This is a genomic window from Natronospira elongata, assembly GCF_034931365.1.
GTDB classification, from domain to species: Bacteria; Pseudomonadota; Gammaproteobacteria; order Natronospirales; family Natronospiraceae; genus Natronospira; species Natronospira elongata.
The window spans coordinates 27,758-46,487 of the sequence record NZ_JAYGII010000014.1; the positions used below are offsets into that span (position 1 = coordinate 27,758).

At 62.9% G+C, this 18,730-nt stretch carries 17 protein-coding genes; 8 read left to right on the forward strand and 9 right to left on the reverse strand.

Translation table 11 applies throughout. The features are described 5' to 3' along the window. Position 1: 1 nt before the first annotated feature. Entirely contained in the window at positions 2 to 946 is a 945-nt protein-coding gene (ubiA, locus tag VCB98_RS07875; protein WP_346051462.1) for a 4-hydroxybenzoate octaprenyltransferase, read from the reverse strand. Then, complete coding sequence (locus VCB98_RS07880; protein WP_346051465.1) at positions 943 to 1,476, reverse strand: chorismate--pyruvate lyase family protein; 534 nt, start codon at positions 1,474 to 1,476, stop codon at positions 943 to 945. The genes ubiA and VCB98_RS07880 overlap by 4 nt, the downstream gene beginning before the upstream one ends. A gap of 153 nt (positions 1,477 to 1,629) precedes the next feature. Here VCB98_RS07880 and VCB98_RS07885 point away from each other — a divergent pair, with 153 nt between their 5' ends. Then, on the forward strand, positions 1,630 to 4,578 hold the full coding sequence (locus tag VCB98_RS07885) for a ligand-binding sensor domain-containing diguanylate cyclase (protein WP_346051467.1): 2,949 nt from the start codon (positions 1,630 to 1,632) through the stop codon (positions 4,576 to 4,578). On the opposite strand, the gene recG is transcribed toward VCB98_RS07885, so the two are convergent. The 6 genes from recG to VCB98_RS07915 all read right to left on the reverse strand — a co-directional run bounded on the left by recG (position 4,563) and on the right by VCB98_RS07915 (position 11,339). Beyond that, on the reverse strand, positions 4,563 to 6,659 hold the full coding sequence (gene recG, locus VCB98_RS07890; RefSeq protein WP_346051468.1) for an ATP-dependent DNA helicase RecG: 2,097 nt from the start codon (positions 6,657 to 6,659) through the stop codon (positions 4,563 to 4,565). The two genes, VCB98_RS07885 and recG, sit on opposite strands and share 16 nt — an antisense overlap. Positions 6,660 to 6,663: 4 nt before the next feature. Beyond that, complete coding sequence (ridA, locus tag VCB98_RS07895; RefSeq protein WP_346051469.1) at positions 6,664 to 7,050, reverse strand: deaminase RidA; 387 nt, start codon at positions 7,048 to 7,050, stop codon at positions 6,664 to 6,666. Positions 7,051 to 7,191: 141 nt separating this feature from the next. Then, positions 7,192 to 9,357 (reverse strand): bifunctional GTP diphosphokinase/guanosine-3',5'-bis pyrophosphate 3'-pyrophosphohydrolase, encoded by a 2,166-nt coding sequence (gene spoT / locus VCB98_RS07900; protein WP_346051471.1) that lies wholly within the window; start codon positions 9,355 to 9,357, stop codon positions 7,192 to 7,194. A 25-nt stretch (positions 9,358 to 9,382) separates the two neighbouring features. Further along, a complete protein-coding gene (rpoZ, locus tag VCB98_RS07905; RefSeq protein WP_346051473.1) occupies positions 9,383 to 9,685 on the reverse strand; it encodes a DNA-directed RNA polymerase subunit omega in 303 nt (100 codons plus the stop codon). A gap of 152 nt (positions 9,686 to 9,837) precedes the next feature. Next, positions 9,838 to 10,464, reverse strand: a complete 627-nt coding sequence (gmk, locus tag VCB98_RS07910; protein ID WP_346051475.1) for a guanylate kinase — start codon at positions 10,462 to 10,464, stop codon at positions 9,838 to 9,840. An 8-nt stretch (positions 10,465 to 10,472) separates the two neighbouring features. Beyond that, entirely contained in the window at positions 10,473 to 11,339 is an 867-nt protein-coding gene (locus tag VCB98_RS07915; RefSeq protein ID WP_346051477.1) for a YicC/YloC family endoribonuclease, read from the reverse strand. 177 nt (positions 11,340 to 11,516) lie between these two features. On the opposite strand from VCB98_RS07915, the gene VCB98_RS07920 reads away from it, so the two are divergent. From VCB98_RS07920 to VCB98_RS07950, 7 genes are all read left to right on the forward strand, one after another. Beyond that, the gene (locus VCB98_RS07920) at positions 11,517 to 12,266 is read left to right on the forward strand and encodes a PP2C family protein-serine/threonine phosphatase (RefSeq protein ID WP_346051479.1); all 750 of its coding nucleotides are present in this window, start codon (positions 11,517 to 11,519) and stop codon (positions 12,264 to 12,266) included. A 50-nt stretch (positions 12,267 to 12,316) separates the two neighbouring features. Next, the gene (gene rph, locus VCB98_RS07925; RefSeq protein WP_346051481.1) at positions 12,317 to 13,039 is read left to right on the forward strand and encodes a ribonuclease PH; all 723 of its coding nucleotides are present in this window, start codon (positions 12,317 to 12,319) and stop codon (positions 13,037 to 13,039) included. A 25-nt stretch (positions 13,040 to 13,064) separates the two neighbouring features. Beyond that, on the forward strand, positions 13,065 to 13,670 hold the full coding sequence (gene rdgB, locus VCB98_RS07930; protein ID WP_346051483.1) for an RdgB/HAM1 family non-canonical purine NTP pyrophosphatase: 606 nt from the start codon (positions 13,065 to 13,067) through the stop codon (positions 13,668 to 13,670). Continuing rightward, complete coding sequence (gene hemW / locus VCB98_RS07935; RefSeq protein ID WP_346051485.1) at positions 13,667 to 14,866, forward strand: radical SAM family heme chaperone HemW; 1,200 nt, start codon at positions 13,667 to 13,669, stop codon at positions 14,864 to 14,866. The genes rdgB and hemW overlap by 4 nt, the downstream gene beginning before the upstream one ends. Before the next feature lie 4 nt (positions 14,867 to 14,870). After that, complete coding sequence (locus VCB98_RS07940) at positions 14,871 to 15,062, forward strand: zinc ribbon domain-containing protein (RefSeq protein WP_346051487.1); 192 nt, start codon at positions 14,871 to 14,873, stop codon at positions 15,060 to 15,062. 425 nt (positions 15,063 to 15,487) lie between these two features. Beyond that, positions 15,488 to 15,697: a 50S ribosomal protein L31 gene (rpmE, locus tag VCB98_RS07945; protein ID WP_346051489.1), complete on the forward strand. Its 210-nt coding sequence runs from the start codon at positions 15,488 to 15,490 to the stop codon at positions 15,695 to 15,697. A gap of 359 nt (positions 15,698 to 16,056) precedes the next feature. Beyond that, positions 16,057 to 17,355 carry a citrate synthase gene (locus tag VCB98_RS07950; RefSeq protein ID WP_346051491.1) on the forward strand — a complete coding sequence of 433 codons (1,299 nt, stop codon included), beginning with the start codon at positions 16,057 to 16,059 and terminating at the stop codon, positions 17,353 to 17,355. Positions 17,356 to 17,890: 535 nt separating this feature from the next. On the opposite strand, the gene VCB98_RS07955 is transcribed toward VCB98_RS07950, so the two are convergent. After that, on the reverse strand, positions 17,891 to 18,511 hold the full coding sequence (locus VCB98_RS07955; protein ID WP_346051492.1) for a hypothetical protein: 621 nt from the start codon (positions 18,509 to 18,511) through the stop codon (positions 17,891 to 17,893). Positions 18,512 to 18,730: the final 219 nt, after the last annotated feature.

The window sequence follows — 18,730 nt, forward strand, 5'->3', positions numbered from 1 at the left end:
CTCAAGCGGTGAAAGTGTAATCCAGGAGGATGCCGGCGAAGACGAAGAAACCAAGCCAGTTATTGGAAAGGAAAGCACGGAAACAGTCGTCTCGGCGGCGATGGTAGATGAGGTATTGCTGCCAGACGATATTGGCGGCGGCGAAGGCCAGGGCCCAGAGATAGGTGACACCCAGCTCGGCCTGCTGGCCAATGAGATAAAGCGTGAAGAGGAAGGCCAGTTGAATCAGGCCGATGATGAGTCGGTCGAGATCACCGAAGAGGATGGCGGCTGATTTGACCCCGATCTTGAGATCATCGTCACGATCCACCATGCCGTAAATGGTGTCATAGGCCAATGCCCAGAGGATGACGGCGATGAATATCAGCCAGGCCAGTTCACTGAGTCCGCCGGTCTGGGCAGCCCAGACCATGGGCGCGGCCCAGCCAAAGGCGATGCCAAGATAGGCCTGGGGCAGATAGGTGTAGCGCTTCATGAAGGGGTAGCTGGCGGCGAGAAAAATACCGACGAAAGCCAGCTTGATGGTGAGGGGGTTCATGGTCAGCACCAGCCCGAAGGCCACCAGGCCGAGCACGGCGAACAGGGCCAGTGCCTCCCAGGGCCTGATGGCGCCGGTGGCCAGGGGCCTTTCCCTGGTTCTTTTCACATGACCGTCAATATTGCGATCCGCGAAGTCATTGATCACACAACCGGCGGCCCGCATTACAAAGACCCCGAGCACGAAAACCACGAAGACCCTGGCATCGGGATGGCCTTCGCCCGCGAGCCACAGGGCCCAGAGGGTGGGCCAGAGGAGCAGAAATGTTCCGATGGGGCGATCCACCCGCATGAGCCGGATGTAATGACCAACCCGGGTCGCGGCGGCGGGCAACTGCTGTTGCACCAGCTTGCTGCGGCGCAGGCGGCGCAGTTTACGGGCGAGTTGGTCCGAGAACCGCTCCCTCATTCCGACTCTCCCTGCAGAAAACATTCAACAACAACCATGGCCTGATTGCCCACCAGCAAACGAGACCGACGAGCCCAGAGCACCGGGGCTCCATTTTCCAGTCCCTGGCGAGCCCGCTCTGCCAGGGGGTCATCGGCTTCCAGACGGGCAACCCTGAGATCTTCTCGCCTGGTCTGGCCCTGCGAGAACAGACGCGTGCCCAGGGGCTGGTCACCCAGGGACGTCATCCAATCCAGGCTGTCCAGCATGGCGGCAGGGATATGGCTGACCGCGTAGACCAGGGGTCTACCGCCCACATGCAGCCGTACTTCCCGGCGCAGGGCCCCATCACCGTCATTGGCCTCGCTCAAGCGCTCCACTTCCACCGCTTGACCGAACTCGGACTGCAGACGGTTGGTCAGGGAGCCGGTTTCCGTTAGCCAGGGCCAGATCGCCGGGCGCAGCGCCGCTGCCACCGAGTCGGGCGGGCACCATTTGGCGTGGGTCTGGATTTCCGGCTGTGGGCTGCTCTGGCTCATGGCGGCGGTCATTGTAGCATCGCCGCGGATGGCCGCCGGCAGCCCCGCAGGCAGTGGCGACGGCTTTCGCTATACTGACGACAGATCAAGATTTCAGAATGCCGGGCGGATGCCCGAAGGGAGCAATAGGTGATACGGCAGGGAGTGCATCGGCAATGGCCCGCAATGAGCGTGTTGCTCCTGATTACCTCGCTGATGGCCGGCCCGGTGACCGCCCTGGATCCCAAGCGCGATGTCGATCAGTACATCCATGAGGTCTGGACCAGCCAGGACGGACTCCCCCAGAACTCCATCAACGGCCTCACCCTCGGCCCCCGGGGCTATCTCTGGCTGGCCACCTATGACGGATTGATTCGCTTCGACGGCGAACGCTTCCACCGCCTGGAAGATGAGCGGCTGCCGGGCCGGCGACTGCGCATCATTGGCGCCCATTCGCATGGATTCTGGGTCAGCGGCGAGCTGCGGGGACTGGTGTTTTTTGACGGCGAGAAGGCCCACCCCATCGCCAATCACGACAACGAGATGCGATGGCCGCTGTCCGCGGCCATCGGGGACGAGAACCGGGCCTGGATTGCCGCCAACAATGGGCTATTCCGACTCCAGGGCGAGTCATTGGAAGCAGTGGAGAACGGTCTGCCCGAGGGCTCGGCGATGATGAGCCTGGCCCGCTTCGGCCCCCGGCAACGGCTTGCCGTTGCCGGCCTGGACGGGGTGTTTCTGGAGCAGTCTGACGGTCGCTTTCAACCGCTGTCCGTGGGCGAGGCCGCCGGCATGCATGTCTACAGTCTGGTGGGTGAGAAGGACGGACTCTGGATCGGAGGCGACCGGGGCCTTTTTCATCTCCGTCTGAATGAGGCGGGTGATCAGCGTCTTGAGAGCACCGAGTGGCACTGGTCGGACAGGGATGGCTATTCCATCCGTGCCCTGCACCGAGACACTCAGGGCAATCTGTGGGCCGGCATCCAGGGGCTGGGGGTCGGACGGGTGAACGCCGGCGGCCACCAGCTATTCACCCGTGACGACGGTCTCAGTCACCACAGTATCAGCGCCTTTTTTCAGGATCCGGAAGGCAGTCTCTGGATTGGCACCGATGGCGGCGGCCTGAACCGTCTCCGCGACGGATCCGTCATTGCCCATGGCGGCGACGGCAGCCCCCTGGATCATTCCATCCTGCCAATGGTTGCGGACAGCCGCGGCGATCTGTGGCTCGGCGGCGTCTGCTCCGGGGTTCATCGCTTCCGGGATGGCGAGGTGATCGAGCGCTTCAATGAGAACCATGGGCTGGCCAACAGCTGCATCTACAGCCTGCTGCTCGACGACCAGAACAGACTCTGGGCAGGCAGCTATGGCGGTGGGGTTTTCCGGCGGGACGGGGAGCAGGATTTCAGGCAGATCGCCCTGGCCGCGGCGGCAGGGAGCAGCGAGGATCAGGCCGATGACATTGTGGTCACGGCCCTTCACCAGGGTCCTGACGGCAGTATCTGGCTGGGCAGCAATCAGGGCCTGTTCCGCTACCACGCAGACAATGACCAGTTTCGCCGGCTTGAAGGCAGCGAAACACATTTCATCGTCCAGATCCGTCTTGAGGACGACAGACTGTGGCTGGCCACCAACGAAGGCGCCTACCAGGCACCGGTCCCGGATGGCGACGGACCACTTCAGGCAAGCCCCATCAGTGATGATCCACGACTGCGCGGGGCGCGGGTGCGGGAAATCCATCGGGATGACGCCGGTATCTGGATGGGCACCTATGGGGCCGGCCTGCAGTTCTTCGACGGCGAGGCGTTGCATGTCCTGGACCAGCGTCATGGCCTCAAGGAATCGGTGATATCCCGTATCCTTCGCGATGATCGGGAGGGACTGATCATGAGCGGCAACCGGGGTATCTCTCGTGTCTCGCGCAGTGAACTGTTGGAAGTGATCCGAGGGGAGCGTTCACGCGCCGATGTACAACTGCTGGGAACGCGGGATGGGATGCGGGTGGCAGAAACCAATGGCGGCGGTCAGCCCGCCGGACTGCGCGATGCACAAGGGCGTTACTGGTTCCCCACCGTGGATGGCATTGTCCAATTGGGCGGAGAGGAAGACACCCTCAAGCTGCGACCGCCACCGGTGCATATCGAATCCGTACGGGTTGGCGGGGAGCCGGTCCCTGTCGATGACACGGTCACCATACCCGCTGACCGTCGGGAGCTGGAGGTCCGGTACACGGGCTTGAGCTTCATCGCACCCGAACGCATGCGATTTCGTTATCGCCTGGGTGAGACCAGCCCCTGGGTGGATGTGGGCAATCGCCGCAGCCTCTTGCTGGCTCATCCGCCAGCAGGCGAATACACCCTGGAGATACTTGCCGCCAACGAAGATGGTATCTGGAGTGAGCAGACTGCAAGGCTGGCTTTGCAAGTCAAGGCACCCTTTCGCGAGACCATCTGGTTTCCTCTGCTGCTGGTCACTGCGGCAATGATCGGCCTCGGCGGGCTTTCCGCCCTGGGTCTTTACCGAGCCCGCAGTCGCCGCCGTCAGCTGGAACGCCTGGTTGAGGAGAGAACCGCGGCCCTGGAGCAGGCCAATGCCCAACTCAGCACCCAGGCATCGCGGGACGGCCTCACCGGGGCCGGCAACCGGCGCCAGCTGCGTGACCGCCTCAAGTCCAACTGGCGAGACTGCGCCGAAAGGGGCCAGCCCCTCAGTCTGCTGATACTGGATATCGATCATTTCAAGGAATATAACGATGCCCACGGCCATCTCACCGGCGATCACTGTCTGTGCCAGATCGTGGACGCCCTGCAGGGGCTGCTGCGACCGCAAGACACCCTGGTTCGCTTCGGCGGCGAGGAGTTCGTCATCCTCCTGCCCGGCGTGGACGGAACTGAGGCCACAACGATTGCCGAACGCCTGCGGCGGCGGGTAAGTGATCTGGGCATTGCCCATCGCGCCTCACCGGTAGCCCGCTGCGTCACCCTGTCCATTGGTCGGGCGAGCGTGCATCCGGGTGCCGATGAGCGCTCAAACGAGCTGCTGCGGAAAGCGGACCAGGCCCTCTACCAGGCCAAGGAAAAGGGCCGAAACCGGGTCTGGCCGTCAGCAGTTAGAGACGATCAAACGCCGACATAACGCCCGGCCTCGCCCACCCAGCGAGCCATGAGGGCGTGGGCTGCCTCAGGATGGTCGCGGAGCAAGGGATCAGCGACCTCGGCCACCTCAGGAAGCAGGTCCCGGTCGCGCATGAGATCGGCAATGCGCAGTTCGGCGGCACCGGTCTGGCGGGTGCCAAGCACTTCGCCGGGCCCCCGCAGATCCAGATCGCGGTGCGCCACCTGAAAACCGTCATTGGTCTCGCGCATGATTTCCAGCCGGGCACGGGCAATCTCGTTCAAGGGCGGCCGGTAAAGCAGGACACAACTGCTGGCCGCGCTCCCCCGGCCCACTCGCCCCCGAAGCTGGTGTAGCTGGGACAGACCCAGGCGCTCGGCATTCTCGATGATCATCAAGCTGGCGTTGGGAACATTGACGCCCACCTCGATGACCGTGGTCGCCACCAGCAATCGGATTTCGCCGGCCTTGAAGCGCTGCATGACCGATTCCTTGTCCACCGCCTTCATGCGACCATGGACCAGACCCACTTCAATCCCCGGCAAGGCTTCACGCAGGGCCAGGGCACTGTCTTCAGCGGCCTGACATTGCAATAGCTCTGATTCTTCCACCAACGGACAGACCCAGTAGACCTGGCGGCCTTCGGCACAATTATCAGCGACACGCGCCACCACCTCGGCACGGCGGGACTCGGGCAGGGCCACGGTCTTCACCGGCGTTCGGCCCGGCGGCAACTCATCGATCACCGACACATCCAGGTCGGCGTAGGCGGTCATGGCCAGGGTGCGCGGAATGGGCGTGGCGGTCATGATCAGCTGGTGGGGCTGACGACCGTCCTGCTCGCCCTTTTCACGCAGGGCGAGGCGTTGATGGACACCGAAGCGATGCTGCTCGTCCACCACCGCCAGAGCCAGATCCCGGAAACGGACCTGCGCCTGAAACAGGGCATGGGTACCCACCACCACATCAATCTCGCCGTGGGCCACCGCCTTCAGTGTCCAGCGCCGCTCGGCAGCGGCCTGTTTGCCGGATAGCCAGCCCACCCGCAGACCCAGGGGTTCCAGCCATTCGCGAAAATTCTGCAAATGCTGTTCGGCCAGGATTTCGGTGGGCGCCATGACCGCCACCTGACCACCGGCCTCCACCGCCCGAAGCGCGGCGAGGACCGCAATCACGGTCTTGCCCGAGCCCACATCCCCCTGCACCAGGCGCAGCATGGGCTCTTCCCGGGACAGGTCCTTGAAGACTTCTGCCTGCACTCGCTGCTGGGCCGGGGTCAGGGTGAAATCGAGTGACTCCAGAAAAGTCGGCACCAGGCGATCATCACCGTGCAGCGCGCGCGCCGGATCCTGACGAAAACGGGCACGGGCCAGACGCAGACTCAGGCGCTGGGCGAGCAGTTCCTCGAATGCCAGTCGGCGTCGGGCCGGATGCTCGCCCTCGGTCAGGGCCTGCAAGGAAATGGAGGGCGGCGGCCGATGAATGACCCGCAGGGCCTCACGCAGGTCCATGCGCAGATTGGCCGGGAGCATGCTTTCAGGGAGAAGGTCGCGGAGCAGGGCCGGGTCATTGTCCAGCAAGGCCAGGGCCTGATCGATGAGCGCACGCAAACGATTCTGATTCAGCCCCTCGGTGGTGGGATAGACCGGAGTGAGGGCTTCCTCCACCGGGGTATCCGCCGACACCTCCCGATACTCGGGATGGACCATTTCCAGGCCCCGCCTGCCCCGCCGGGCCTCACCAAAGCAACGCAGTTGCACACCGCGTTTCAGGCGCTCTTGCTGGGCACGGGAGAAATGGAAGAACCGCAGCAGCAGACTGCCGCTGCCATCGGCAATGGAAACCAGCAGACTGCGGCGACGGCGATAGACCGTCTCCACATGCTGAACACGGCCCTCCACCACCACCCGGTCACCCGGGCGGAGACTGCCCATGGGCACGACCCGGGTTCGGTCCTCCCAACGCAGCGGTAGATGAAAGAGCAGATCCCGAACGCCGTGGATGCCAAGCTTGCCAAGTTTTTCCGCCAGCTTGGGCCCAACGCCCTTGAGCCGGACCAGATCGGAAACCGCGCTATCGGGCTTTGCCTCCGGCTGGCTCATGAGTTCAGCGCTGCAACACCAGCACGCCATCCATCTCCACCTCCGCCCCCTTGGGTAGCTGGGCCACACCGAGGGCGGCGCGGGCGGGGTAGGGCTGCTGAAAATATTCCTGCATGATCTCGTTGACGGTGCCGAAATGGGACAGGTCGACGAGATAAATCTGCAGCTTGGCCACATCGGCAAGGCTGCCACCGGCCGCTTCGCAGACCGCAGAAAGATTATCGAACACCCGCCGGACCTGTGCCTCGATATCGCCCTCGATCAGACTGCCGGTGGCCGGGTCCAGGGGAATCTGCCCGGAGAGATAGACCGTTTCACCAACCCGGATGGCCTGAGAATAAGGTCCGATGGCTTCCGGCGCCTTGTCCGAATGAATCACCTCACGCGACATGGGGACTCCGTTTTTTCAGCAAATGGGGAAGTCTCAAGTTTCGGTGCTGGCAGGACGGACTGCAAGGGGAAGGGGAATTCTGGGTGCTGAGTTCTGAGTACTGAGTTCTGAGTGCCTGGCTCGTAGCTCGCAGCTCGTAGCTCACGCATGCGTGCGAACGATGCGCAGGACCTCGGGCATGGCGCGGATGGAGCGCATGATGGTGGCCAGGTGCTTGCGGTCACGAACGTTGAACACGAAATGCAGGGTCGTATGAGCGCCATCGCGCTCCTGAACGTCCACATGCTCGATATTGGAGCCTTCTTCCGACATGGTGGCGGCAACCGAGGCCAGAACGCCGCGCTTGTTCTCCACGTCCACTTTCACATCCACGGAGAAGTCCCGCGCCAGTCCCTTCTCCCACTGGATCTCGACCCACTTGTCGGGATCGTTGCTGTATTCATTGAGGTTGGTGCAATCATCCCGATGCACCACGATGCCACGGCCCTGACTGAGATAGCCGACGATGGGGTCACCGGGAATGGGATAGCAACAGCGGGCCAGTGTCACCACCATGCCCTCGGTACCGCTGATGGTCAGGGGGCCACTGCTGCCCGCCGGCGCTTCACCCAGTTCTTCGTCCGGGAGCAGTCGACGGGCGACGATGGGCCCGACCCGCTGGCCCAGGCCGATTTGCTCATAGAGCTCTTCGGCATCTTCCATGTGAAACTCTTTCAGCAAGGCATTGAAGCGGGAACGGGGGATCTGGCGCAACTTGAAGCCCAGTTCGCCCAGGGCCCGCTCAAGCAGACGCCGTCCCATCTCCACCGCTTCTTCCTGATGGACATTTTTCAAGTAATGACGGATGGCGGCCCGCGCCTTGGCGCTCACCACAAAGTTGAGCCAGGCCGGATTGGGTCGGGCATTCTCGGCGGTAATGATCTCCACGGTCTGACCATTCACCAGCCGGGTCCGCAGCGGTGCCAGACGGCGGTTGATCTTGACAGCCACACAGGCATTACCCACATCGGTATGCACGGCATAGGCGAAGTCCACTGCCGTGGCACCCCGCGGCAGACGCCGGATATCACCCCGGGGCGTGAACACATAGACCTCGTCGGGGAACAGGTCGACCTTGACGTTTTCCAGAAACTCCATGGAGTTGCCGGAACCCTTCTGCATTTCCAGCACGCCCTTGAGCCACTCCCGGGCCCGGATTTCCTCCGGCGCGGAAAGCCCCTCCTTGTCGGCCCCCTTGTAGAGCCAGTGAGCGGCAATCCCGGATTCGGCAATGCGATCCATCTCATGGGTGCGGATCTGAACCTCGATGGGCACACCGTGAGGACCGAACAGCGTGGTGTGAAGGGACTGATAACCGTTGGCCTTGGGGATGGCGATATAGTCCTTGAAGCGCCCCGGCACCGGCTTGTAGACGTTGTGGACAATACCGAGCACCCGATAACAGGTATCCACCTTGTCCACCGTTACCCGAAAGCCGTAGACATCCAGCACATCCGTCAATGACAGACGCTTCTTCCGCATCTTTTGATAGATGCTGTAGATATGCTTCTCGCGGCTTCCCACCTCGGCGGAAATATTCTCGGCAACCAGGGCCTCGCCAAAAGCGCGATTGATGCGTCGGAAGATTTCTTTCTGGTTTCCCCGCACCCGCCGCAGATGTCGGCTGATGACACGGTAGCGGGTGGGATGAAAGGATTTGAAACCCAGATCTTCCAGTTCCAGGCGGATGGCATTGATGCCCAGTCGCCCGGCAATGGGGGCATAGATTTCCAGCGTTTCCCGGGCGATGCGGCGACGCTTGGCCGGCGGCATGACGCCCAGGGTGCGCATGTTGTGGAGGCGGTCGGCCAGCTTGACCAGAATGACGCGGATATCCTCCACCATGGCCAGGAGCATCTTGCGGAAATTCTCCGCCTGCGCCTCGGCCTTGGAGCGGAAACGGATCTGGGTCAGTTTGCTGACCCCATCCACCAACTGGGCCACGTCCTCACCGAATCGCTCGGCGATTTCTTCCTTGGCGGTGGGGGTATCCTCGATGACGTCGTGGAGAATGGCGGCGATCAGGGTCTTATAGTCCATCCGCAGTTCGGACAGAATCCCCGCCACCGCCACCGGATGGGAGATATAAGGCTCGCCGGTCAGGCGCCGCTGCCCCTCATGGGCCTCGGCACCGAACTGGAAGGCCTGCTCCACCGTTTCCACCTGATCCTCGGGCAGATAGCTTCGCAGGCGGCCCAGCAGATCGTCGATGCCCACCGCCCGCCGAGCCCGGCGACTCGAGACATATTTGGCGGCGGCATCACTCATTCCGGCACTCCTGTCGGCAGATGGATCAGTGACTGGCGTCCTGGTCCCCCTGCTTGGCTGCCGCCTCACTGGCTTCCTCGGCGGCTGCGGCGGCTTCGGCGGCCATGGCCTCACTGGCCTCGCGGGCTTCCTGCTCTTCCAGCATTTCCCGATCCACCAGGCCGTCGGCAATCTCGCGCAGGGCGACTACCGTGGGCTTGTCATTTTCCAACGGCAACAGGGCATCGGCGCCCCGCTCCAGCTGACGGGCACGCTTGGTGGCCAGCAGCACCAGTTCGAATTGGTTGCTGCACTTCTCAATACAATCTTCAATGGTTACTCGAGCCATGTCGTCCTCTTCTCTCGGCTGATTGTCAGAGCCCTCAGGTCAATCCAAGCATCCATGATGCTAAGACTCTGTGTCTACACTAAAAGTTTAGGGCAGTCCCGGATGAAACCAAGTCTGCCGCGACAGATGGGCGGCGCGGCGGCCGCCCGGATTCAGGCTGGCGTGTCCGCCAGCAGGCGGTCGGCCAGCGACCGCACGGCCTCACGATCCGCCTCCAGACCCTCCCCACGGCCATGAATCAGGCCGCGCAGGTCTTGCAGGGCACGATCAAAATCATCGTTGATGATCGCATAATCGAAATTCGACCATTGCAATAATTCGGCATGAGCCTCGCGCAGACGCCGTTCGATAACCGCATCGCTGTCAGTCCCGCGTCCCCGCAGCCGACTTTCCAGCTCTTCGCGGGACGGCGGCAGGATAAAAATGCTACGAGCTTCGGGCATCATGCGCCGGACCTGCTCCGCACCCTGCCAGTCGATCTCCAGCAGGACGCTGCAACCACTCTCCAGCTCACGCTCCACCTGGGCGCGGGCGGTGCCATAGCGATTGCCGAAGACCTGGGCATGCTCCAGAAATTCACCGCCCTCGATCATCTCCCGGAATCGGGCCTCGTCAACAAAGCAGTAGTCCTCACCATCCACTTCCCCTTCCCGCGGCGGGCGGGTGGTGTAGGAAATGGAAAAACGCAGCCCGGCTTCGCGGTCCATCAGCGCCCGCACCAAGGAGGTCTTGCCCGCCCCCGAGGGGGCGCTCACTACCCAGAGATTGCCCCTAGCCATGCCCGCGTTCACTCCACATTCTGAATTTGCTCACGCATCTGCTCGATGGCGACCTTCATCTCCACCGCTGCCGCCGTGGCTTCGCTATCCTGACTCTTGGAGGCCAGGGTGTTGGCCTCCCGGTTGAATTCCTGCATCAGAAAGTCCAGACGCCGGCCCACCGGCTCGCTGCGTTGCATGGCCTCGCGCAACTCGGCCACGTGACTGCCAAGCCGATCCAGCTCTTCGTCCACGTCCAGTTTCTGCGCCACCAGTGCCAGCTCCTGTTCCAGTCGCTGCTCATCGGCCTCGATGTCCAGGGTCTCCAGGCGGCGACGGTAGCGTTCCCGCAGCCCGGCCAGCACCGCCGGCACCCGTTCACGCGCCCGATCCACCTGGGCCTCCACCACCTGACAGCGGCTTTCCAGCATCTCGGCGGTGCGAGCGCCTTCCCGGGCGCGGTAGGCCTTGAGCTCCTCCAGGGCGGCGGCAAGGCCCGTCTGGGCATCACGGCTCAAGCCCTCGGGATCCGGGCTCGGCCGTCGTACCAGGCCCGGCCACTTGAGCAATTCCCCCAGACTGGGGGGGCGGGCCGTTGGCAGGCGCTCGGCCATGGCCGCCACCGCCCGGGTCAGATCGTCCGCAACCGCCGTATCCAGCTCCAGACCGGCAGTCTCGGCTTCACCCGTCTCCAGGCGCAAGACCGCATCCAGCTTGCCACGGGCAAGGGCCGCTTCCACTTGCTTGCGGAACTCCCCCTCCGCAGCCCGTAGCGCCTCCGGCAGGCGAAAGCTGGTTTCCAGGTAGCGATGATTGACGCTGCGCAGCTCCCATACCAGCAAACCCGCGTCACTGCGGGTTTCGCTGCGCGCAAAACCGGTCATACTGTTGAGCATGGACAGGCCCCCTGGGCACCGAACGTAACAGCCCGGCGCGGCGGGCTTGATACAATAGGCAATTTCGTGGAGAAACCGGGCATTATACGCCAGCGCGGGCGGCCAGACCATGCGCTCCGCCGGGGCGGAGTGGCCTGATGGATCCGGGGCCTGCGGCCAGTATCAGCAGAAAGGGCAATGTCCTTGGAAATCGAGACCGCCGATGTGACCCGAACCGGGCATCGCAAGAGCAATCAGGACCGCTACACCCTGATGGTGGGTGACCGGGCGGTCATGCTGGGCGTGGCCGACGGCATGGGCGGCCACCAGGACGGCGCCCTGGCGGCCGAAACGGCCGTGCGCGCCTGGACAGCGGCATTCAAGTCTTCCGGGAAACTGGTGCGTGCACCGGTCAAGTTTCTGGAGAACGCCATGCACCGGGCCCATCGCAAGGTGGAAGAGCTGGCCGCGGGCCTCAGCATTGATCAGGCCCCGCGGACCACCGGCGTATTGGCCCTGCTCAGTCGCGACACGGTGCGCTGGGTGCACGCCGGGGACAGCCGCGCCTATCTGTTCCGGGACGGCCGGATCCGCAGACGCAGCCGGGACCATAGCGTGGTTGACGAACTGCTGACCCGGGGGCAGATCAGCGATGAAGAAGCCCAGGCCCACCCCATGCGTCATCTGGTGGACTCCTGCCTGGGCGGCCCCGAAGGGGAACCGGCCTTGCGACTGAGGCGCCGCCTGCGGCTCAGGCCCCAGGATGTGGTGCTGCTCTGCAGTGACGGCTTCTGGGGGGCGCTGGACATGGAGATGGTCGCCGACCGCCTGTGCGCGGCGGAGGATCTGGATGCCTGCCTGAACGAATTGGCAGCGGAGGCGGAAGCCAACGCGGCCCCGGAAAGCGACAATATCACCGCCGTCGCTGTGCGCTGGCACGGCGAATAAGCACGTGAAGCATCAACGTAATGGACACACGCAATCACCAGGAGTAGTCAATGCGACATGACGGCCGCACAGCCGATCAGCTCAGGCCCATCAGTCTGACACGCCATTTCACCATGCACGCCGAAGGCTCGGTACTGTCCACATTCGGTAACACGCAGGTCATCTGCACCGCCAGTGTCAGCGAGCGGGTTCCGGGCTTTCTCCGGGGCAGCGGTCGCGGCTGGGTCACCGCTGAGTACGGCATGCTGCCCCGCGCCACCGGCAGCCGCAGTTACCGGGAGGCGGCCCGTGGCAAGCAGGGCGGGCGCACCCTGGAGATTCAGCGCCTGATCGGGCGTTCCCTGCGGGCGGTCATGGACCTGGAGGCCCTGGGTGAGCGGGCCATCATCCTCGACTGCGATGTGCTGCAGGCCGATGGTGGCACCCGTACCGCCGCCATAACAGGCGCCTGGGTGGCATTGAAAGACGCCGTCAACACACTGCTGGAAAACGGGGCGCTGAAGCGAAACCCCATGCACGGCCAGGTTGCCGCCGTATCCACCGGCATCGTTGACGGCCACCCGGTGCTGGACCTGGACTACCCGGAAGATTCCGGCGCGGAAACCGATCTCAATGTGGTCATGAACGAGGCCGGTGCCTTCATCGAAGTGCAGGGCACGGCCGAAGGCCACGCCTTTCGCCGCGGCGAGCTGGACGCCATGCTCGACCTGGCCGACAAGGGGATTCGAGAACTGCAGGAACACCAGCGCCAGGCGCTGGAACAGGCCTCCTGACAAGCAAGGGTGGACGAGGTTTTTCATGGCGATTCGTGAACTGGTCCTGGCCAGCAACAATCAGGGCAAACTGGGTGAGCTGAAGGGGATGCTGGAAGGCTTCGGCATCCAGGTCATGGCGCAATCGGACTTTCAGACACCCGAGGCCGACGAGACCGCCGCTACCTTCCTGGAAAACGCCCTGATCAAGGCGCGCAATGCCACCGCCTACAGTGGTCGACCGGCGCTCGCCGATGACTCCGGGCTGTGCGTGGATTGCCTGGACGGCGCGCCCGGCGTCCGTTCCGCCCGCTATGCCGGCCCCGATGCCAGCGACAGCGACAATGTCCAGCGGCTGCTCCAGGCCCTGGACGGGGTCCCCGCCGATGGCCGACAGGCACGATTTGTCTGCGTGATGGCCCTGCTCCGAGATGTGAACGACCCGCTGCCGCTGATTGCCCAGGCGGAATGGCAGGGGCGAATCATCGAGCAGCCGCGGGGGGATGGTGGCTTCGGCTATGATCCGGTCTTTCTCCCCGACGGCGAGGATCGCACCGCGGCGGAGCTGCCGGCGGCGGAAAAGAACCGGCTCAGCCACCGGGGCCAGGCCCTGGCCCTGCTTCAGCGCCTGCTGCGCAGCGAAACTGAATGAGTAATATTTCTGCCCCCCAGCGTGCCAACGATATGACGGCGCCTTTCAATCCGCCCCTGGGCCTCTACATTCACCTGCCCTGGTGTGAGCGCAAATGTCCCTATTGCGATTTCAATTCCCACGCCTTGAGCGGCCCGGTGCCGGAAGCGGACTATGTCGCGGCACTTGAAGCGGACCTTGGCCTGGAGGCCGACCGAGCCGGTGGGCGGCGAATCGAGAGTGTTTTCATTGGCGGCGGCACGCCCAGCCTGTTTTCGGGCAAGGCGATCGGCAGCGTGCTTGAAGCGGTGGACCGACGAATCGGTCTGGCGCAGTCGGCGGAAATCACCCTTGAAGCCAATCCGGGCAGTGCCGAAGCCGCCCGCTTTCGCGATTTTCGCCAGGTGGGGGTCAATCGCCTGTCCATCGGTGTGCAGAGCTTCAATGATCAGCAACTGCAAGCCATCGGCCGAATCCATTCCGCCGAGCAGGCGCGGAAAGCGGTAGACGCCGCCCGCGCGGCCGGTATCGAGCGGTTGAATCTCGATCTGATGTACGGCTTGCCGGCACAGAGCCCGGAGGCGGCGGTGGCCGACCTGGAAGCCGCCCTGGCACTGGCGCCGGACCACCTGTCCCATTATGAGCTCACCCTTGAACCCAACACCATCTTCCACAGCCAGCCGCCGGCCCTGCCGGATGAAGATCAGCGCTGGGACATGCTGCAGGCCTGCAGCGAGCGGATGAAGTCCGCCGGCCTGGAGCGCTACGAGATCTCCGCCTGGGCCCGCCCCGGCTCGGCCTGCCGGCACAACCTCAATTACTGGCAGTTCGGCGACTATCTCGCCATTGGCGCCGGCGCCCACGGCAAGGTCAGTGATGGTCACGAGATATGGCGTTATCGCAAGCACCGGGTACCACAACGCTTCATGAGTCTGACTGCGGGCGCGGGGGCCGAGGTATCTCGCCACGCCCTGTCCACCGACAACCGCTTGTTCGAGTTCATGCTCAATGCCCTGCGTCTGGTTGACGGCTTCAGTCTCGAGCTGTTCCGGGAGCGAACCGGGCTCGATCCCGATCTGGCCCGCCCGGGTCTGCGCTCCTTGGCGGCCGACGGCCTGATGGAGACAGATGCCTCCGGTGAGCACTGGCGGCCCAGTGAACGGGGTCTGGATTTGCTCAATGAATGTCAGGCCCGTTTTCTGCCGAAAGGGACATAAGCCCATGAGCAGCAAGTTCGCCACCGTCAGCCTGCAATGCCCCTGGTGCCTGGAAGCGGTGGAAATATTCATTGATGCGGATGCGGAAGCCGGTCAATGGATGGAAGACTGCCCGGTTTGCTGCCACCCCATGAACCTGGAGGCTCAGCCGGACGGCAGCGGGGGCTGGCAAGTGACGGCCGAGCGGGCCCATTAGGTCCAGCCTTGGCATTTTATTCACATCCTTATCGTCCATTCCGGCGGCCTGAAGATCCTGCGCAGCCTGTGCAGACTGCATTCACTCGGGAATGCCAACTGACTGAAATATCAGTGTTTTTTCTGGTGGCCATTTAGTGACCGAAATAAGGAAGGGCTTGCCCGCACGGGCATTTGCGACGGTTTGACCCAGTTCTTCCACACAGTTATCCACAGCTTTTGTGGAAAACCGGATTTTCCCTGCCTTGCCGTGGACTTGCCCGCAATAAGTCAAACACCACTCAAGCTAGTGACGCTAAGCGCCCGGGGACCGTATATAGCCACAGGCCTTGCGGCGGAACGTCGGGAGGTTTAGAATGCCGCGTTTCCAGTTTTCCGGGTGCCGACAACGGTCTGTGCCCCTGATTCAGCCAGGGTTTCAACGCCATGAAAGCGGATATCCATCCCGAATACAACGAAGTGACGGTGACTTGCAGTTGCGGCAACACCTTCAAGACCCGGTCCACGCTCGGCAAGGACCTCCAGGTCGAAGTGTGCTCCGCCTGCCACCCCTTCTACACCGGCAAGCAGAAGATCATGGACACCGCCGGCCGCGTGGACAAGTTCCGCCGCAAGTACGGTCGCAAGTCCGCCTGATCCTTTTGACCACCGGGCGCCAGCCGCCCGGTGGTTGCTTCCTGCCTGTCATTCCCAGCTCATCTGCCCTATAATCGGGCGCCCGACCCGGGGAGACCTGCGCGCCAGTCGCGCAGACGCTGACGCCCGAGGGTTCCGCACTGCCGACGTGGTTCCCCTTCGTCATCGATTTCGGCCGGGTCGCGGGGGTGGCACACTGGACGCCTCTGCGTCTTTCTCCATGCGTGCACCCGACAATCGATCCGGGCTCGAACCAGCAAGCCGCCTTCTTCTTGCGTTTGCGTGCTGAATGCCTGCACGCCGGGCGGCCTGACCGCGCCCAGGATCGGGTACCAGGATTCCACAGGAGCGAGAGAACCATGAGCGAGAAGACCTGCAAGCTGGGCATGCCGGACAACGAGGACAGCGTTGATCTGCCCATCCGGGAAGGCAGCCTGGGGCCAGCCACCGTGGACATTGGCCAGCTGTATCGTCAGCAAGGCGTGTTCACCTACGACCCCGGTTTCACCTCCACTGCCAGCTGCAAGAGCGCCATCACCTATATCGATGGCGAGAAGGGCCAACTCCTCTATCGTGGCTACCCCATTGAGCAGCTGGCGGAGCAGTCCAGCTTCCTTGAGGTCTCCTACCTCCTCATGTACGGGGAACTGCCCAGCCGGGAAACACTGGAGGGCTTCAAGCAGTCCATTCTCTATCACACCATGCTGAATGAATCGCTGCTGCGCTTCTTCAACGGCTTCCATTATGATGCCCACCCCATGGCCATGATGACCGGCGTGGTCGGCTCCCTGTCCGCCTTCTATCACGATCAGAATGCCATGCGGGACCCGGAACAGCGTGATGTGTTTGCCCACCGCATCATCGCCAAGATGCCGACCATCGCGGCGGCGGCCTACAAGCATTCCATCGGTCAGCCCTTCATGTATCCCCAGAACCATCTGGGCTACTGCTCCAACCTGCTGCACATGTTCTTCTCGGTCCCGGCGGAAGCCTATTCGCCCGACCCGGTAGCGGCGGAAGCGCTGGACCTGCTCTTCATTCTGCATGCGGATCATGAACAGAATGCCTCCACCTCCACGGTGCGCCTTGCCGGCAGCACCGGCACCAATCCCTATGCGGCCATCGCGGCGGGTGTGACCGCGCTCTGGGGCCCGGCCCATGGCGGCGCCAATGAGGCGGTGCTGGACATGCTCAATGAGATTGGGGATGTGAAGAACATTCCCAAGTATCTGGAGAAGGCCAAGGACAGGAATGACCCCTTCCGGCTGATGGGCTTCGGTCACCGGGTCTACAAGAACTATGACCCCCGCGCCAAGATCATTCGCGAGATGTGCCACAAGGTGCTCAAGCGCCTGGGCAAGGAGAATGATCCGCTGCTGGAGCTGGCGATGGAGCTTGAGCACATCGCGCTCAACGATGATTACTTTGTCGAGAAGAAGCTGTACCCGAATGTGGATTTCTACTCCGGCATCATCTACAAGGCCCTGGGTATTCCGGTCAGCATGTTCACGGTGATGTTCGCCATTGCCCGCACGGTGGGCTGGACGGCCCACTGGCTGGAGATGATCGGTGACCCGGCCATGCGCATTGGTCGTCCGCGTCAGCTTTATGTTGGCGAGACCCAGCGGGATTACGTGCCCCTGGATCGCCGGAAGTAATCGCGGTCCGACAGCAGAACAGGAACGGGCGGCCATTGGCCGCCCGTTTTTTGTGCTTAGGTTTTTGTGCTGAGGGCTTCGACCGCTGCAGTGCCTTTCGATGACGGTGACGTTTGCGTCCCGGCCTTGGAGGCGACAGGGCTTCCCAGGAACGTCGTGAACCCATCCCTGGGGACTCTGTGGGCGACATCCTGTCGCCCACAGTCCTGGAAAGCCCTGTCACCTCCAAGGCCTACCTGTGGTGGGGTCACCTGGACTGTGCCTGCTGAAGGCTTATTCAGATATTCGAGCAGATTACCTTCGATTCAGGCCGTTTATTCGCGGACAAATCCGCTCCCGCGGCGGCCTCGGCATAAGCTATTGGCACCGTGGGAGCGAATTCATTCGCGACTAAAAGCCACCGGAAGGGACTAAGCCATAAGACTTAACCAAACTCTCTCCGAGCACGGCACAGGTGACCACCACCAAACCTAAGCCGGCACACCCCGTCACCGCTAACGAAGGGCGATACAACAATCGAGGCCCTGAGGATGACTCACTCCTCCAGCAAGGCCTCCACCGCGGCAAGATTGCCCCGCTTCATGGGCCGGCCGTCTATGGGGCTGCGGGGGGCGTGGCCTTTTTCGTGGAGGCCGAAGACAGTGATTTCCAGGCTGACATCCCCGGCCATGAAGCTGTAGACCGGGTAATTTTCGTGCTTGCCATTGGACTGGCGAAGGCGACGCTCCTCCGTTTCCACCGGGATACCCGAGTCCATCAGGAACATATAGACCGACTCCGGCATGTCGGCGAAGGCATGAAGGCTGACGTCGGCGTGCAGGGTGGCATTGCCATCAAGTACACCCCCCACCAGACGAGGCGAAAAATCCTGCAGCAGTTTCATCGCCTCAATCGCTGTCTCGCGTAGCTCCCGCAGACGATCCGGCTGGGTCTCGCCATGAAACAGGCGCAGATGTTCGTTCAGGGCTGATTCGATTTCCACATTGGTGGGCATGATGCGTCGAAGCTGGCTGCGCTCCAGACCAAGACGTTCGGATGCCTTGCGCTTGGCCAGAAGATAATCACGCACCCCTTCCTCGGCGAGGATGCGGGCGGCCTCCTGGGCCATGCGCTGACGGATTTCCTCGCTTCGCTTGTCAGTGCTGAGTCTGGTCATCGTTACCCCCTCGATCGGGCCGAAAAAATAGGGCGGGATTGGTGACGCGACTGGATGGGATGAAGAGACGACCTCCCTGGATGGAAACTGCTTACAGAAATACCGGTTTCGGCACCCGAAAAGCAAGCGGGAGTGCAAGAAATCCAGAAGAACGGTAGAGACGGCGGCGCGGGCGGCCGCCGTCTACTCATGAAAAAGCCTGGCCAGTCGGGCGCTGGC

Coding starts and splice junctions, on each gene's coding strand:
- recG (WP_346051468.1), bottom strand. CDS start 6,659: ATGAGCCAGCCGGAGGCAAAGCCCGATAGCGCGGTTTCCGATCTGGTC.
- VCB98_RS07885 (WP_346051467.1), top strand. CDS start 1,630: ATGAGCGTGTTGCTCCTGATTACCTCGCTGATGGCCGGCCCGGTGACC.
- ridA (WP_346051469.1), bottom strand. CDS start 7,050: ATGTCGCGTGAGGTGATTCATTCGGACAAGGCGCCGGAAGCCATCGGA.
- hemW (WP_346051485.1), top strand. CDS start 13,667: ATGAGTAATATTTCTGCCCCCCAGCGTGCCAACGATATGACGGCGCCT.
- spoT (WP_346051471.1), bottom strand. CDS start 9,357: ATGAGTGATGCCGCCGCCAAATATGTCTCGAGTCGCCGGGCTCGGCGG.
- VCB98_RS07880 (WP_346051465.1), bottom strand. CDS start 1,476: ATGACCGCCGCCATGAGCCAGAGCAGCCCACAGCCGGAAATCCAGACC.
- rph (WP_346051481.1), top strand. CDS start 12,317: ATGCGACATGACGGCCGCACAGCCGATCAGCTCAGGCCCATCAGTCTG.
- VCB98_RS07955 (WP_346051492.1), bottom strand. CDS start 18,511: ATGACCAGACTCAGCACTGACAAGCGAAGCGAGGAAATCCGTCAGCGC.
- VCB98_RS07920 (WP_346051479.1), top strand. CDS start 11,517: ATGTCCTTGGAAATCGAGACCGCCGATGTGACCCGAACCGGGCATCGC.
- VCB98_RS07940 (WP_346051487.1), top strand. CDS start 14,871: ATGAGCAGCAAGTTCGCCACCGTCAGCCTGCAATGCCCCTGGTGCCTG.
- rpoZ (WP_346051473.1), bottom strand. CDS start 9,685: ATGGCTCGAGTAACCATTGAAGATTGTATTGAGAAGTGCAGCAACCAA.
- VCB98_RS07950 (WP_346051491.1), top strand. CDS start 16,057: ATGAGCGAGAAGACCTGCAAGCTGGGCATGCCGGACAACGAGGACAGC.
- rpmE (WP_346051489.1), top strand. CDS start 15,488: ATGAAAGCGGATATCCATCCCGAATACAACGAAGTGACGGTGACTTGC.
- rdgB (WP_346051483.1), top strand. CDS start 13,065: ATGGCGATTCGTGAACTGGTCCTGGCCAGCAACAATCAGGGCAAACTG.
- gmk (WP_346051475.1), bottom strand. CDS start 10,464: ATGGCTAGGGGCAATCTCTGGGTAGTGAGCGCCCCCTCGGGGGCGGGC.
- VCB98_RS07915 (WP_346051477.1), bottom strand. CDS start 11,339: ATGCTCAACAGTATGACCGGTTTTGCGCGCAGCGAAACCCGCAGTGAC.
- ubiA (WP_346051462.1), bottom strand. CDS start 946: ATGAGGGAGCGGTTCTCGGACCAACTCGCCCGTAAACTGCGCCGCCTG.